This window comes from Mesorhizobium humile (genome assembly GCF_033977215.1).
Taxonomy (GTDB): domain Bacteria; phylum Pseudomonadota; class Alphaproteobacteria; order Rhizobiales; family Rhizobiaceae; genus Mesorhizobium; species Mesorhizobium humile.
The window spans coordinates 1-13,646 of the sequence record NZ_JAVIIV010000028.1 but is presented as its reverse complement, the minus strand read 5'-3'; the positions used below and the strand labels follow the sequence as shown (position 1 = coordinate 13,646).

22 protein-coding genes and 1 pseudogene are annotated in these 13,646 nt (G+C 62.2%); 8 read left to right on the top strand and 15 right to left on the bottom strand.

Going from position 1 to position 13,646, the window contains the following annotated elements; genetic code table 11:
• Positions 1 to 2: 2 nt before the first annotated feature.
• Entirely contained in the window at positions 3 to 236 is a 234-nt protein-coding gene (locus RFM52_RS28990) for a DUF6894 family protein (protein ID WP_320298388.1), read from the bottom strand.
• A 166-nt stretch (positions 237 to 402) separates the two neighbouring features.
• Here RFM52_RS28990 and RFM52_RS28985 point away from each other — a divergent pair, with 166 nt between their 5' ends.
• Positions 403 to 1,122 (top strand): Crp/Fnr family transcriptional regulator, encoded by a 720-nt coding sequence (locus tag RFM52_RS28985; RefSeq protein WP_320298387.1) that lies wholly within the window; start codon positions 403 to 405, stop codon positions 1,120 to 1,122.
• 40 nt (positions 1,123 to 1,162) lie between these two features.
• Here RFM52_RS28985 and RFM52_RS28980 read toward each other — a convergent pair whose 3' ends face one another.
• Positions 1,163 to 1,462, bottom strand: coding sequence for a DUF982 domain-containing protein (locus tag RFM52_RS28980; RefSeq protein ID WP_320298386.1), 300 nt, complete (start codon positions 1,460 to 1,462; stop codon positions 1,163 to 1,165).
• Between the two features lie 207 nt (positions 1,463 to 1,669).
• Positions 1,670 to 1,846: a hypothetical protein gene (locus RFM52_RS28975; protein ID WP_320298385.1), complete on the bottom strand. Its 177-nt coding sequence runs from the start codon at positions 1,844 to 1,846 to the stop codon at positions 1,670 to 1,672.
• Positions 1,847 to 2,006: 160 nt separating this feature from the next.
• Here RFM52_RS28975 and RFM52_RS28970 point away from each other — a divergent pair, with 160 nt between their 5' ends.
• Both RFM52_RS28970 and RFM52_RS28965 read left to right on the top strand, forming a co-directional pair.
• Positions 2,007 to 3,026, top strand: a complete 1,020-nt coding sequence (locus tag RFM52_RS28970) for an SDR family oxidoreductase (RefSeq protein ID WP_320298384.1) — start codon at positions 2,007 to 2,009, stop codon at positions 3,024 to 3,026.
• Between the two features lie 17 nt (positions 3,027 to 3,043).
• Positions 3,044 to 3,358, top strand: a complete 315-nt coding sequence (locus RFM52_RS28965; RefSeq protein WP_320298383.1) for a hypothetical protein — start codon at positions 3,044 to 3,046, stop codon at positions 3,356 to 3,358.
• A 24-nt stretch (positions 3,359 to 3,382) separates the two neighbouring features.
• On the opposite strand, the gene RFM52_RS28960 is transcribed toward RFM52_RS28965, so the two are convergent.
• Complete coding sequence (locus RFM52_RS28960) at positions 3,383 to 3,568, bottom strand: hypothetical protein (protein WP_320298382.1); 186 nt, start codon at positions 3,566 to 3,568, stop codon at positions 3,383 to 3,385.
• Between the two features lie 322 nt (positions 3,569 to 3,890).
• Between RFM52_RS28960 and RFM52_RS28955 the strand changes: the two genes are divergently transcribed.
• Positions 3,891 to 4,955: a YihY/virulence factor BrkB family protein gene (locus RFM52_RS28955; RefSeq protein ID WP_320298381.1), complete on the top strand. Its 1,065-nt coding sequence runs from the start codon at positions 3,891 to 3,893 to the stop codon at positions 4,953 to 4,955.
• An 11-nt stretch (positions 4,956 to 4,966) separates the two neighbouring features.
• Here the strand turns inward: RFM52_RS28955 and RFM52_RS28950 are convergent, their stop codons facing one another.
• From RFM52_RS28950 to RFM52_RS28915, 8 genes are all read right to left on the bottom strand, one after another.
• Complete coding sequence (locus RFM52_RS28950; RefSeq protein ID WP_320298380.1) at positions 4,967 to 5,179, bottom strand: hypothetical protein; 213 nt, start codon at positions 5,177 to 5,179, stop codon at positions 4,967 to 4,969.
• Between the two features lie 196 nt (positions 5,180 to 5,375).
• A complete protein-coding gene (locus RFM52_RS28945) occupies positions 5,376 to 5,567 on the bottom strand; it encodes a hypothetical protein (protein WP_320298379.1) in 192 nt (63 codons plus the stop codon).
• Between the two features lie 69 nt (positions 5,568 to 5,636).
• Positions 5,637 to 5,924, bottom strand: coding sequence for a DUF982 domain-containing protein (locus RFM52_RS28940; protein ID WP_320298378.1), 288 nt, complete (start codon positions 5,922 to 5,924; stop codon positions 5,637 to 5,639).
• Positions 5,925 to 5,951: 27 nt separating this feature from the next.
• Positions 5,952 to 6,254 (bottom strand): DUF982 domain-containing protein, encoded by a 303-nt coding sequence (locus RFM52_RS28935; RefSeq protein ID WP_320298377.1) that lies wholly within the window; start codon positions 6,252 to 6,254, stop codon positions 5,952 to 5,954.
• Positions 6,255 to 6,434: 180 nt separating this feature from the next.
• Positions 6,435 to 6,779: a low affinity iron permease family protein gene (locus tag RFM52_RS28930; protein WP_320298376.1), complete on the bottom strand. Its 345-nt coding sequence runs from the start codon at positions 6,777 to 6,779 to the stop codon at positions 6,435 to 6,437.
• A 121-nt stretch (positions 6,780 to 6,900) separates the two neighbouring features.
• Positions 6,901 to 7,413 carry a YciE/YciF ferroxidase family protein gene (locus RFM52_RS28925; protein ID WP_320298375.1) on the bottom strand — a complete coding sequence of 171 codons (513 nt, stop codon included), beginning with the start codon at positions 7,411 to 7,413 and terminating at the stop codon, positions 6,901 to 6,903.
• Between the two features lie 137 nt (positions 7,414 to 7,550).
• Complete coding sequence (locus tag RFM52_RS28920; protein ID WP_320298374.1) at positions 7,551 to 8,147, bottom strand: cysteine hydrolase family protein; 597 nt, start codon at positions 8,145 to 8,147, stop codon at positions 7,551 to 7,553.
• Positions 8,148 to 8,154: 7 nt separating this feature from the next.
• Positions 8,155 to 8,751, bottom strand: a complete 597-nt coding sequence (locus RFM52_RS28915) for an inorganic diphosphatase (RefSeq protein ID WP_320298373.1) — start codon at positions 8,749 to 8,751, stop codon at positions 8,155 to 8,157.
• Positions 8,752 to 9,026: 275 nt separating this feature from the next.
• Between RFM52_RS28915 and RFM52_RS28910 the strand changes: the two genes are divergently transcribed.
• Positions 9,027 to 9,236 carry a cold-shock protein gene (locus RFM52_RS28910; RefSeq protein WP_095768399.1) on the top strand — a complete coding sequence of 70 codons (210 nt, stop codon included), beginning with the start codon at positions 9,027 to 9,029 and terminating at the stop codon, positions 9,234 to 9,236.
• A gap of 107 nt (positions 9,237 to 9,343) precedes the next feature.
• A complete protein-coding gene (locus RFM52_RS28905) occupies positions 9,344 to 9,538 on the top strand; it encodes a hypothetical protein (protein WP_320298372.1) in 195 nt (64 codons plus the stop codon).
• A gap of 419 nt (positions 9,539 to 9,957) precedes the next feature.
• On the opposite strand, the gene RFM52_RS28900 is transcribed toward RFM52_RS28905, so the two are convergent.
• Both RFM52_RS28900 and RFM52_RS28895 read right to left on the bottom strand, forming a co-directional pair.
• The gene (locus tag RFM52_RS28900; protein WP_320327891.1) at positions 9,958 to 10,164 is read right to left on the bottom strand and encodes a hypothetical protein; all 207 of its coding nucleotides are present in this window, start codon (positions 10,162 to 10,164) and stop codon (positions 9,958 to 9,960) included.
• 100 nt (positions 10,165 to 10,264) lie between these two features.
• Positions 10,265 to 10,984 carry a Crp/Fnr family transcriptional regulator gene (locus tag RFM52_RS28895; RefSeq protein ID WP_320298370.1) on the bottom strand — a complete coding sequence of 240 codons (720 nt, stop codon included), beginning with the start codon at positions 10,982 to 10,984 and terminating at the stop codon, positions 10,265 to 10,267.
• Positions 10,985 to 11,105: 121 nt separating this feature from the next.
• On the opposite strand from RFM52_RS28895, the pseudogene RFM52_RS32910 reads away from it, so the two are divergent.
• A pseudogene (locus tag RFM52_RS32910) lies at positions 11,106 to 12,553 on the top strand (trimethylamine methyltransferase family protein).
• 58 nt (positions 12,554 to 12,611) lie between these two features.
• Here RFM52_RS32910 and RFM52_RS28880 read toward each other — a convergent pair.
• Entirely contained in the window at positions 12,612 to 12,815 is a 204-nt protein-coding gene (locus RFM52_RS28880) for a CsbD family protein (RefSeq protein WP_320298367.1), read from the bottom strand.
• Positions 12,816 to 13,036: 221 nt separating this feature from the next.
• Between RFM52_RS28880 and RFM52_RS28875 the strand changes: the two genes are divergently transcribed.
• Positions 13,037 to 13,579 (top strand): HD domain-containing protein, encoded by a 543-nt coding sequence (locus tag RFM52_RS28875; RefSeq protein WP_320298366.1) that lies wholly within the window; start codon positions 13,037 to 13,039, stop codon positions 13,577 to 13,579.
• The last annotated feature ends 67 nt before the right edge of the window (positions 13,580 to 13,646 follow it).

Sequence of the window (13,646 nt, the reverse complement as noted above, 5' to 3'; positions counted from 1 at the left end):
TCTCACGTCCAGGCTGAATCGAGCGTCAACGACGCTTCGAAAATCTGGTCGCGCTGCTCGTCCAGTACCTTCACGGTGATTGTCAGGTGCCTGCCGCCCGGCATCTCGTCGCGGGCGACATCATGCAGGATGCGCAGCGCCTCTATGCCCGCGCGCTCGCGACTGGCAAGAAGCTGCCCTTCATCGTCCCTCTGGCTGTGCTCGGTGTTGTACAGGTCGAAATAGAAGCGTTGCATCGGCACGTCGATCCCGGCGTTTCGAGCTTCAATTCGTCAGCGCGGTCATGGTTCCAAGCGGCTGATCCCGAGAGGAAATCCATGATGCGCCGCGCTTGCGGCGCGCGCAGCCGCCTGCAACCAGCCCGCCGCCTGCGGCGTTGCTGCTGCGAATGGAGGACGCAGGATGCTGGAATCGCTTTATCTCAACCTCGGCCAGCACGATGCCTTGTCGGAGGAAGAGAAGGCGCTGCTTGCAGGCGTCATGTCATTCGAGAAATACATCGCGGCCGGCGAGGATGTCGTCTCGGAGGGATCGAGGCCAAGTTACAGCACGCTGATCATCGATGGGCTTGCCGCCCGCTACAAGGTTTTGGAGGACGGGGGCCGCCAGTTCACCTCGCTCCAGGTCGCCGGCGATTTCGTCGACTTGCATGCCTTTCTGCTGAAGACGATGGATCACGGCATCATCGCGCTCTCGCCATGCCACGTGCTCGCCGCCGAGCATGGCAAGCTGAAGACGATCACCGAGCAGGCGCCGCATCTCACCAGGCTTTTGTGGCTGGACACGCTGGTCGACGGCGCCATCCACCGCGAATGGATAGTGGCCATGGGCCGGCGCTCCAAGACCTCCCATCTCGCGCATCTGATATGCGAGCTGTTCGTCCGGCTGCAGGTGGTAAAAAAAACCCGCGAGATGAGCTTCCATCTGCCGCTGTCGCAGGCCGAGCTCGCCGACGTGCTCGGCCTCTCCGTCGTCCATATGAACCGGGTGATCGGCACGCTGCGCCGTATGAACGTGATCAACTGGACGAGCCATATGATCACGATCCTCGACTGGGAGCGGCTGGTTGCGATCGCCGAATTCGATCCAACCTATCTCAGCATGACCCGCGAGCCGAGATAGGTCGGCCAAGACGGTAGCAAGGACAGATTGCCTGCGGCATCTAGCTGGGCGGAGCCTTGGAGCGCGACCACAGCTCGTCCAGCATGGTGAGGGCGGCACTCGGCTGGGCAGGCCTCAGCAGGCCTTGCTGCGCGGCGACCCTCTTGAAGGCGGCAAACGCGATGGCCGGACGGCAGGTGCCTGCGATCGCGTCATCCACCAGCCGGGCAGCTTCGAGATAGGCTGGCGCCTCCTTGTTCTTCCATGTGCCGGCGAGCGCCTTCTTGGCCTCGGCGACGGTGGTGACCACCATCGTGCCGCCGCTGACGAAGCGAATGGTGAGGGGCAGGAAACGGCTCATCGGTCTTTCACCATCCGAGCCATTCGAGCGTGCGCCAGGCAAGGCCGACAAAGGGCACGGCCGTGATCATGACGGCAATGAGGAGAAAAAACGGGCTGTTCATAGGCAAGGACTTCATGTTTCACCGCAAAATTGAGGATGGCCGTAAACGATGACTTCGCCAGTCGGTTGCATTCGGCCGGCCAGTCTGACGCTATAAATTTGGGGCTACATATTGCTCGCGGGCCGGGCCGGCGGCGCCGGCCGATGTGGCGGCCGCGGGCGCGGCCTCAGCGGCACCTCGGCGAGCGAAGCGCGGATCACCCGGACCGGCACCGGTGGTGCGGCGGCGCGCCGGCGCAGCATTGCGGCCGAGAGACTGCCGACGAGAGTTCGAACGTCCATGGGACTCCTCCTGAAGAGTCCCCCCAATGACGAAGGGTTAGCACCACGGCCGGGCGGCCGCATTTAACTTTGATGTATGGCCGGGCATGTCGGCGAGATGCGACGAACCGGGGGCCAACCTTTTCCGTCTGCACGCGTTGTCCTCTGAAAGGAGACCACCATGCCGACCAGCAGCCGAACGAAAACCGACACGACCAAAAAATCAGCCGCCGGCAACAAGACGGACACGGCGAAGACCACGCGCAGGCAGCGCGGCGTCCAGCGCAAGGTCGATGCCACGGACAGCAGCAAGCCGAAACCGAAAGCGCCAGGTGCGATGCAGGCCGGCGCGCGCAGATACCCCGTACCACCTTTTCCCAGGCAGCATCATCCCAAACCCGGCGAGGAATGGGCGATCGAGCCGGCGCCGCTCTATGACGCCCCGTTCTGGCAAGGGTCGGGCAAGCTCAAGGACAAGGTCGCGCTGATTACCGGCGGCGATTCCGGCATCGGTCGCGCGGTCGCGGTGCTCTTCGCGCGCGAAGGCGCCGATATCGCCATCGCTTATCTCAGCGAGGACCGTGACGCCAAGGCGACGAAGCAGGCGGTCGAGGCGGAGGGGAGGCGCTGCATCACCTTGCGCGGCGACGTCGCCAAGCGCGCCTTCTGCCGAAAGGCGGTAGGTGAGACGATCAAGGCTTTCGGCAAACTGGACGTGCTTGTCAACAACGCCGCCTTCCAGGTCCACTCGGCCGATTTCGCCGATCTCACCGAAGCGCATTTCGACATCACGCTGAAGACCAATCTCTACGGTTATTTCCACATGGCGCAGGAAGCCGTGCCGCATATGAAACCAGGATCGGCCATCGTCAACACCGGCTCGGTCACCGGCATAGAGGGCTCGAAGGAACTGGTCGACTATTCCATGACCAAAGGCGGCATTCACGCCTTCACCCGCGCGCTCTCCGGCAATCTCATCTCCAAGGGCATCCGCGTCAACGCGGTGGCGCCCGGTCCGGTCTGGACGCCGCTCAACCCGTCGGAGAAGGAAGCGGAGGACGTTTCGCAGTTCGGCGCCAAGACGCCGATGAAGCGGCCCGCCCAGCCGGAGGAGATCGCGCCGGCCTATGTGTTCCTGGCCTCGCCGCAATGCTCGAGCTACATCACCGGCGAGATCCTGCCGATCATCGGGGGTTACTGACCCATGAGGAGTATCCCATGAAAGATCTCACGAAGAAAGCGCTTCTCATCGCTGCCGTCGCGCTGATCCCGGTGCTGCCGGCAGCGGCCCAGACTGCCGCTCAGCCGATGGACCAGCAGGCGCAGAACTGCCAGGCCAAGCCCGACGCCAACGACCAGCAGCAAAAACAGAAGCAGCAGGCCGATACGGATGAACTGTCGAAACAGCTCGGCGATTGCGGCGGCGTGCTGAAGCCGCCGCCGACCGGCGACCAGAACGCGACGACGCCACCGCCGACCGGCGACATGCCAGTGATCAAGCCGGGCGAAGTTCCGCCGCAGAACGGCCAATGAGGCGTGCGTCTTCAACAACAAGGTTCAATGCTTGCGCTTCTCGCCCTCGGTCGCCCGAACGGCCGGCAAGCCGTGGGCCTCGCGCATCATCTGCAATGCCTCGTCGCGGGTGAGGCCGCATTTGCGGGCAAAATAAGCCGCCTCGTGGATTTCGGCGCGGGAAGCTGCCGAAACACTGGAAGCTGACCGTCTGTTCTTCTTCTTGGCCATCGGTTCACCGCGCCATGAATCACTTAGTCAGCTAATTATAAATCCATTGTTTCTTATTGCAAATGGGCCGCCGTTTTTAGCGATCCGGCATCCTCGCCCATTGGGAACCATTGTGCCGGCATGGGATTGTGGTTTGCGGGCCGCGTCAGCCGGACCTGGTGGCAAAGAGAACAGGGCTGGTTTCTCCGGCTTCACGCCCTGGCCAACGAAAGGGTAGTCGAGCTCTTGTCCCACCCGGCCCGCTCCGTATTTGGCGCGGGGCAGCAAATGGCAGGGCAGACGATAAAGCACGAAATACGCGTCCAAAACAGGTGAGGCGACGATGCCGGGCTGGGTTCGTGAAGGCTGGCTGCTCTTGCGGGAGAGTGTCACCGGCTACATCGACGACAATGCGCTGAGCCACGGCGCGGCGATCGCTTTCTACGCCACGACCTCACTGGCGCCGATCCTGCTGATCGTCGTGGCGATTGCCGGCGTCGCCATCGGCAACGATGCCGCCCAGGTCGCGCTGTCGGCCGAGATATCCGGCGTCATGGGCCCGCAAAGCGCCGACCTCCTGAAGGCTACGATCGAGAGCGCCGCACAGCGTTGGTCAAGCACGCTTGCCACGCTGATCGGGCTGGTCACGCTTTTCGTCACGGCGTCGGGCGTCTTCGGTGAAATGCAGCAGTCGCTCAACGAGATCTGGAAGGTGAAGCCCAACGGCGTGTCGCTGTCGCGCCTGGTGCGGGCGAGGGCGGCGAGCCTCGGTCTCGTCGCGGCGCTTGGCTTCCTGCTGCTGGTGTCGCTGGCGGCAAGCACGGCGATCTCGGCGCTGGGCGAACTGATCAACCGGCGCCTGCCGTTCGGTGGCGTGATCGTCAGCGGCGTCAACACGATCGTCTCGTTTGTGCTGATCGCTCTGCTCTTCGCCGCGATCTACAAGGTCCTGCCGGACCGCACGCTAAAATGGCGCGATGTCGGCGTCGGCGCGGTGGTGACCGCGCTGCTCTTCACCATCGGCAAGTCGCTGATCGGCTGGTACATCGGCACCAGCGCTATCGCCACGTCCTACGGTGCCGCCGGAGCGCTGATGGTCGTATTGGTGTGGGTCTATTATTCAGCGCAGATTTTTCTCTTCGGCGCCGAAATCACGCGCGCCTATTCGGTCCGTCGCGGCAGCCGGCGCGACCTCGCGCCGGTCATGGCACACGCCAACCACCGGGGTGCGCCGCGCCAGGCCGAACAAGTAGCCAAACCCGAGGCGACGATGCCCGCCAACGCTGATAGAAGCGTCGGCACGGCGCCAGCCCGGCCAACCGCATTCGGTGGCGAGATCGTCGGTTGGATTGTGCTGAGCAGCCTGATCACTCTGCTCGTGACGCGGATCTTGCGCCGCGGAGACTGATACCGAGCGCCCTACCGCCGCTCTTCCTGCCGTTTCTCGATTTGGTAGGACAGCCAGCGGCAGAACATGCCGATAATCGAGGTAGCGGCTCCGCCGAGCAGACAAGCGATCAGCAACGGACTTTTCGATGCGCTGTCCCAACTAACGATCGCCAGCAGGGTCACGCTCACCGTGGAAATCAGATACCCCGTACCCTTGAGAAGATGAAGTGACGATCTGGTCATACTGGCCGCCTTCCAATGCAACTGACAGCCCCGATCAAGGTTCCATTTACCCGGTGTCCCTCCACGACAGTTGCTGCTGTGGCACTTATGCGGCATCCGGGGGGCGGTCGGGTGTGACGCCTGTTGGCCCGCCGCCGTTCTTCAACGGGGCGGCGGGCTTTTTACGCGATATTCGCTGCTCGCGGTCCTAGCAGCTCTAGGTGCGGGCATTGAGGCGTTTTCCTGCAAGGTACATTAGTGCCGTCGCGGCACGGTTCCTGCCCAAGCCGGCAGCTTCCGCCTGTGCAAGCAGGCCATCGAGAGAGCCGGCCAACGCCTCCTGGCAATCGCTGTCGTACCGGGCGGCGTTGACCTCATGGACGGGTTTTCCAATGGCTGGTTCTGCCATCGAGGTTCCTCGTCAATCATCTAGGTTTGGTGCGAGGCGCCCCGACAGCGGTCGTAGGCGCCCCGATCGTCATTGGTGATGTGACGGCTGGGCCCATCCGACGGCGGGAGGGATTGCTCCGTCCTCGACAAGGATATCCTTCTTGCGCGCGAACGCGGCGAAAACGCCTCGCGCGGTTTCCGCGTCGACGTCGCCAATCAAAGCCGCCTTGCAGGCACGGATGGCCGCTTTCTGCTCCGGGCTATTGCCGCACCAGTCGATCGCGAACTGATAGGCGTCGACGACGGTGTTCAGTTGCCGGGGAAAGCCCAGTCCGACCCAAACGCGAAGGGGTTTCTCGAAAGGTTTGGAAAGCATCGCGAACTCCCATACACCGCGATACTTTCAAACAGCCAGTCCGCCGCCGCGGCCGCCTTTGCCGGTCATCCATGGCAAGGGGACACTCACGTCCTCAAGAATTCTGACCGACTTTGCGAAACCGCAAAAGGCATCTCTGGCGGCAGTCAGCGGATAGCCGCTGTCGAATGCCCGCTGGCAGGCACGAAGGGCCGTTTCAAAGATGGTTCCGCGCCTGTTCTTGGGCCACGCGTAGAGAAATTCCAGGGCATCTTCCAAGCACGCGATTTCCTGGATGAGGCTGTTTCCGCTCTTCACGAAAACGGGGCTGTCGAACATCCGGTCGTTCATAACGTCCTCCAATCGAACGAACAATTGAGTACAAGCCACGGCTTGGGACCGACAGAGGCCCAAGCCCAGCGGCGATATGGGTTTGTGGATTTTGACCGTCAAGAGCTTTCCCGGTCGCTGCGAGAACCGGCGCGTCTCGGAGGGATGAATAGCGGCTATTCGGCCAAGGCGCCGTCCGGCTTAGGTGTTAGCCGCCTTTCTCTTCTTGGCTGCCGCGCAGCGCGCCCGGAACGCCTCGACCTCGGCTTCGGTAAGATGCTCGATACCGATGAAATCATTCTTCGCATGGCCTGAGCGGATTAACTCGTCGAGTTTGGCCTGGATCGCCGCGCCGTCCCGGTTCTGGGTGTTCTGGATCAGGAACACCATCAGGAAAGTGACGATTGTGGTGCCGGTGTTGATGACAAGCTGCCAGGTCTCCGAATAGTCGAAGACCGGACCGGTTGCCCCCCACAGCAGAACCGATCCCAGGCATAGGCCAAAAGCCAACGGCCTGCCGGTGGCATGAGCGACGGCCGCCGCCATGCGATTGAACGCTTTTTCCATGGGATGATACTCTGGGGAATGGTAGCAACGAGCCCCGGCAACCTGCCAGGGCTCGGCGGAAGCCGGACCGAGCGAATATCCGGCCGTGCGCGGAGCGCAGCTAGGCAGCCTCGGCAGCTACATTGACGGCGGATTCGGCGAGTTCGGTGAGCGCTGCGTCCGTTTCCTTTTCCTCGGCCAGCGTCTTGTCGAGCAGATTGACAGCTTCCGTCAGGCCGAGTTCCTGCGCCCAGGTCCTGAGCGTGCCGTAGCGCGAAATCTCGTAATGCTCGACGGCTTGGGCGGCGGCCAGCAGGCCGGCGTCGAGCGAGGGCGAGCCCTTGTACTCATCCATGATTTCCGCGCCTTCCTCGGTGATGCCCATGATGGCCGCGCAGGTCTTTCCCACAGGCTTCTTGTCGATCACCTCGAACACTTCCTCGAGACGCGCGACATGCTCCTCGGTCTGGTCGCGGTGCTTCTCGAAGGCCGCCTTCAACGCATCGTCCTGCGCCGCCTTGGCCATCTTGGGCAGCGTCGCCAGAATCTTCTTTTCGGCGAAGTAGATGTCTTTCAGCGTGTCATGGAAAAGTTCGTTGAGGCCCTTGTTCGAGGCCGCTTTCGTCGTCGCCATTTCTGCATCTCCTGGTGGGGTTGGATCATCACCAACACGGCCGCCCGCAAGTTGTTCCGAATAGATTTTTTGCCGGTGAAGGCCCTGGACCCTCAATTGTTATTGACGAGGCTCCGCGTTGATCTTTGGCGCACGGGCTAAGCCCAGGACTCCAGGATTTCATCCACCGGGGCGACTTCCACATGGTGCGAATATCTTTTGGTGAACAGCCTGATGATGCTGTCATAGGCTTCGTCGGAGGTGCTGCAAATCGCATCCTCCGCCAGAACCGTTCGAAAGCCGAAATCGATAGCTCCAAGAAGCGTGGCCAAAACGCACATGTCGGCCTCGCCTCCGCTGACGACAATTGTGTCAACATCCTCGGCTGCAAGCGCGCGCCTCAACCTGCCTCCGAACCAGGGCGAATAGACGGGTTTGTCGAACTGTCGTGCCGGCGGAACGAAATCCTTCAGCTCCGGCGCCAACTCGATGATGTCGTTCCCTGCTTTTTCAAGCGTCATTTCTGCCCAGCGCTCATAGTAGCTGCGCCACTGGCCATGCCCTTCTCCTGCCCGCAGTGCCGGAATGAAGCGGGTGAAGATGGTTCGTGCCGGCCACCGCTCGGTGAGCCGAAGCACCTTGGGCAGAGTCTGGGGAAACCACTCGACCGCCCACGGTCCGGGCGGCATGAACATGCGCTGCATGTCGACGCAAAGATGCACGGCGTTTGCAGGAATAGGGCGGGAGACGGGCATCAGCCGCTCACCGATTTGCGAGTTTTCGCTTGAAGGATTTCATTCCCTTCGTCAGCGAGGCCCTGGCCTCGGCCGCGTTTTGCCAGCCCTTCAGCTTGATTTTCTTGCCGGTACCCAGCACCGAGGAAAGGAAGAACTGCTCTATTTCCCGGCGAAGATCTTCAGGCACATCGACTGACGCCACGGGCTCATCCGGCGCGTCTTCCTTATGAGGGCAGAAAATGTACCGGTCGTTGCGGACTTTCGAGCCGTCGGGATCGCGCTGCTTTACCCTGAGCGCGCCCAGCAGGTCGCATTTTATCACGACCCCCGGAGCGCCGGCGGCCTGGTGGATGACGAGCCCGTCCAGCGGATCACCATCGTCTCCCAGCGTCGATGGCACGAAGCCCCAATCGTAGGGATAGGTGTTACCGACAGGAAGGGGGCGGGAATATTCGAACACCCCGGTCTTCGGTTCATAGGCGAGTTTCGCGGCCGATCCCCGCGGTGTTTCCACGACCACGCGGAACAGGTTACGAGAAGTTGCCGGAAGCGTCAGATAATTAGCCATTGCCAAACCGGGAGCCGACCAAACCACATTGCGCAAGGTGAACTTCACCGGCACCTGAATGTTCCATGACGAAGGAGGTGGCCGGCTGAATCGCCCAGGCCGAGATGCGCAGGCTGGCTCACTGCGAAAGGAGGGCCTTGGATAAATATATCCGGGGTTGTCTTGCCGGGAGTCAGTTTAAACGCTATATGTATGATATCGATCTTGCTGAACGAACGTTGTTTCTGGCGCCTTTGTGCCCCGACGATCTTCCCTCTCAATTTCGAAAACTGTGACGTTTGGCATTCGGCCAAGCGGCGGTAATTTGCGTCGATTTGAAAGGAAATCGTATGACTACTGGAACCGTGAAGTTTTTCAACGCCACCAAGGGCTTTGGCTTCATCGAGCAGGGCGGCGGCCAGCCGGACGTGTTCGTTCACATCTCTGCCGTGGAGCGCGCCGGGATGCGTTCTCTCGTCGAAGGCCAGAAGGTAAGCTTTGACGTCGTCAAGGACGCCCGCAGCGGCAAGAGCGCCGCGGAGAATCTGCAGGCCGCCTAAGCCATGCATCGGCGCCTTTGACCACGGATGTACTGGCACAGGCGCTGGGGCTTTGAGGGAAGGTCGGGTTCGCCCGGCCTTTTTCATTTTGTATAGCGAGGTAGCACATGGCTGATACGAATGTGTTCAAGCCGAAAGGCGACGCCAAGAACGAGGCCACCACAAAAACCGCGCGCGCCATCATCGACGGGGAGGCGGCGGCCAGAATTGCAAAGACGGCGCGTCTTCGCGAGGCCAGACTGGCGCAGGAGCCAGTGGAGGAGCCGGTAAAGAAGGCGAAGAAAAAGGCCGCCGGCAAATAGGGCGCCGACCTGAGATGCGATCTGCGGAAGTCGGGCTGGCGTTTCGGTTTTCCCTGAAACACTAGCGTTCCAACTGCGCCGTCGTATGGCAGGTCAGGGCCGACGCAGCCCCGATTCACGCAGCGGCATTGGGCCCTGCTTCGGCGTCACCGGAAGCCGAGAAAGCCCAATATGGCAATGACGATGACGACCGCTCCTACGAGCCAGATGATATTGTTCATGTCTGCTCTCCCAATGCTGACGTTCCGGCGCTGGCGCCGGCAAATGCAGCGGTCATGATGGCCATGGCACCAGCGCTCTTTGAAATGAGTTTGGCCTTCATTCTCTATTCTCGATGCCTAATTTAGAAATAACTGCAGTGAGATAGCGTTCCTGAGGCGAAATAGTTCCGGTGAGCGCGAAAAACAGAAGAACTCTGATCAGTGCCGGCTCTTGAGGAACCTCGCCTCGCGCACCAACGAGGTCCAGTCGGTGCCAATGAGCTTGATCAGTTCGCGGGCGTCGTCCTCGGAGATGTCCGTGTCCTTCGCCAGCCGAAGGGCTAGCAATTCGACATCGCTCTTCGCTGGCTGAGCCGCGTTGCCGTTCTCGGCGTGGCGTGTCTTGCCGTCATTTCCGCCGATCATCATCCGCCTCCTTCCAGTAGGAACTTTCGAGGCGGCGGCATGTTTCATGCCCTCGGCAAATAACATCCGAAGGCGCCTCGCCGGCGGCAGGCCGTGAGAGTTAACGCGGTTCGCGGGTCATTGAGAGATAGGTCGGATCGAACTCGGCGATCTGCTGCAGCTTCTGCCAGTCGAGGATCGTCACCGTATGGTTCGCCCAGGCGATCACGCCGCTGTTGCGCAGCGCGCTAATGACGCGGTTCATATGCACCACCGACAGGCCCAGCACGTCGGCGAGCTCGGCCTGCGAGACGGGCAAATGAAAGCTCATGCCGTTGGTGCGCTTCACCACCTCCAGCCTGACGAACAGCTCGCAGAACAGATGCGCCAGATGCGAGACCTTCGAGCGCCGCCCCATGGCGACGATCCACTCGCGGTGGATGGCGCCGTCGATCAGCGTGTCGAGCCACAACAGCCGCGTCAAATGCGGCGCCCGCTCGGTGATGCTGCGCAGCTTCGAATGGTCGGCCAGGATGACGCGGCAAGGCGAAAGCGCGATGACGCCGTGGTCCATCGTCTTCAACAGGAAGGCGTAGAGGTCGACGAAATCGCCTGGAACCTGCAGCGAGGTGAATTGCCGGCCGCCATCAGCAAGCACCTTGTAACGGGCGGCGAGCCCGTCGAGCACGAGAGTGCTGTAGGCCGGCCGGGATCCCGACGCGACGATGTCCTGACCAGCGGCGAAGTGGCGTTCGCCCGCCATCAAGTCGCCGAGCAGGGTTTTCTCGTCGTCGGATAGGCTGTCGTGCTGGCCGAGATTCAGGAAAAGGGATTCAAGCATTCATGTCTTCCATGAGCGGGCCGAGCGGCCCGGTCACAGCGGATGTCAAAGTGATTCAAAACAGGCGCGTTTGACGAGGTATGGGGTTGTTGGTCAAAGCGCGCTAACATTTGATACTTCGGTGCCTTTTCCTCCGCGAAATGCCGAAAGGCGCATTGCGGTCGCGTTGCCGCACGGCCGATGCTTGCCTCACCCGTCGCCGGCGCGACGCCTTCCTGGAAGCGACGCAAGGTGGCGCGGCAGGAGCCTCGCGAAGGCAAACCGAATCCGGATAATCCGGCACGTCGGTGCCGTCGAACCTTTTGCGCCGGCCGGGGGATGCATATCGGCTACATTGGTTCCTGAACATCGCGCGGCGGACTTCATCGCCTCGTCCTATCGCCCCGGGCGCGACGAGGCCGGGCTCGAGACGATCGAGAAGGCGGCCGACCGGGTGCTGGAGGAAACCGGAATCCGCTTCATGGACGATCCGCAAACCATCGACATGCTGAAGCAGGCCGGTGGCGTGGCGAGCGGCGATGTGGTGCGCCTGGACGGGGCCGAGCTGCGCCGCATCGTGCGCCGGCATGCGCCAGAAAAATTCCTTCTGCGCGGCAGGAACCCCGCAAGGGATACGACTGTCGGAGAAAGGGCGCCGCCGGTCTTCGCGCCGATCTACGGCGCGCCCAATGTCGTGCTCGACAATGGAACGAGAGTAGCGGGCAGCCGGCGGATCTATGGCGATCTCGTCGCCGCCGCGCATGCCGCTCCCGGGTTGACCAACACCGGACAGATGATCTGTGTCATGGAGGACGTAGCCGAGGACCGGCGGCCGCTGGAAATGCTGCTTGCGCATCTCGCCTGTTCCGACAAGCCGCTCATGGGCAGCATCGCCTCGCCGGCGGCAGCCGAGGCGGTGATCGACCTGACGGCCGCAGCGGTGGGGCGACCGGCGTGTGGCGGCGAATGCAATCTCCTCCATCTGATCAACGCCACACCGCCGCTCACCTATTGGCCGAACCCGTTGAAATGCCTGCGGGCGATCGCGATGAAGGGCGAGGCGAGCATGGTTCGTCCTACATGATGATGGGCGCGACGGCGCCCGTCACCGTGGCCGGCGCGCTGATCCAGGGCTATGCCGAGGTGCTGGCCGGGCTGGCGCTGGCGCAGCTCTGGCGCCCGGGCGCGCCGGTGGTGATGGGCATCCTCGCCTACCCGTTCGACATGCGCCGGATGTTGCCCAATTTCGGTGATCCGGCCTCGCAGCTCGTCCAGTTCTACGCCGCGGAACTGGGCAGGCGGCTCGGCGTGCCGGTTCGGGGCGACGGCGCCATCACCTCGGCCAAGGTCGATGATGCCCAATCCGGCGCCGAAGGGGGCAGGGTGCTCTCGGCAGCGGTGGCCTCAGGCGCGCATTTCATTCTGCACGCAGCCGGCTGGCTGGAGCAGGGCCGCACCGTGTCGCTCGAAAAATTCCGCCGCGATGCTGCGGCGTTGGCGGAACTCGGCCATGGCAGGCCCGCGGATTTGCCCGCGCAGCTCGATCGCGGGATCGAGATGGAGATACGCGGCCGCCTCGCGCGGGCTTGAGCCAACGAAAAAGGGCGCTGCCGCGAGGCCGCGCCCTTCGTTTCGTGGGAGCCGGCTTCTACCAGCCCTGCATGCTGTACCAGTCATCGATGTCGCGGCGCACGCGGTCCTTCTCGAGGCCGTAGCGTTCCTGGATCTTGCCTTCGAGCTGGTCGCGTTTTCCCGCGATGCGGTCGAGGTCGTCGTCGGTGAGCTTGCCCCACTGTTCCTTGACCTTGCCCTTCACCTGCTTCCAATTGCCTTCGACGCGGTTCCAATCCATTGCCGGACCTCCTGTTGGACACGGAGGGCTAACGGCAAGGCGGTCGCGAGGTTCCTGCCAAAAAGCTTTTTCTCCGACAGCGTCAGGCATCGGCCCAACGGCTCCTGGCCGGGCTTCTTTTAGGTGCGGGCGTCCGGCTGCAACGGGTCGCTTCGATGGTCATGGCGCGTCCTCAAAAATTCGGGAGCGGCGGAACATTCGCCCGGCGCCGATGTTCTTGAATGCAGGATGGCGCGCAGCCCCGCTTCCCCGCGAAGGCGCGCCACCGGACCGGGCTCAGACCCGAGCAAGCCCGCCTCGGCCGTCCCTCGCCGGGGCGGGCTTTATTGCGACGAGATTGGAAAGACCTCATGCTTCATCAGGCAGCGAAGATAGCTGAGCAGGCCCATCGCGGCCAGAAGGACAAAACCGGCCAACCCTATATCGAACATTTGAGACGCGTCGCCGACGCGGTTGAAACGCTGGACGAAAAGACGGTCGCCTACCTGCATGACGTCGTCGAGAAGGGGAACGGCTGGAGCCTCGACCGGCTGCATGAGGCCGGCTTCAGCTTGACGGTTGTGGCGGCAGTGGACGCGCTGACCAAGCGCATGGACGAGAGCGAAGAGGGCTCCATTTTCCGTGCCGCTTCGAATGAGCTTGCCTTGCCCGTGAAAATAGCCGACCTGCGCGACAATCTCTGGCAGGCGCACCAGGCTGGCGTTGCCCCAGACCGGTACGAGACCGGGCTCGGCATTCTGGGCGACCTGGCCGCCAGGGACTAAAGCAGGTCGCGTGAAAAAGGATTCACGCGACCTGCTTTAAGTTTTTGATTTTAAGCATGTCTTTGTC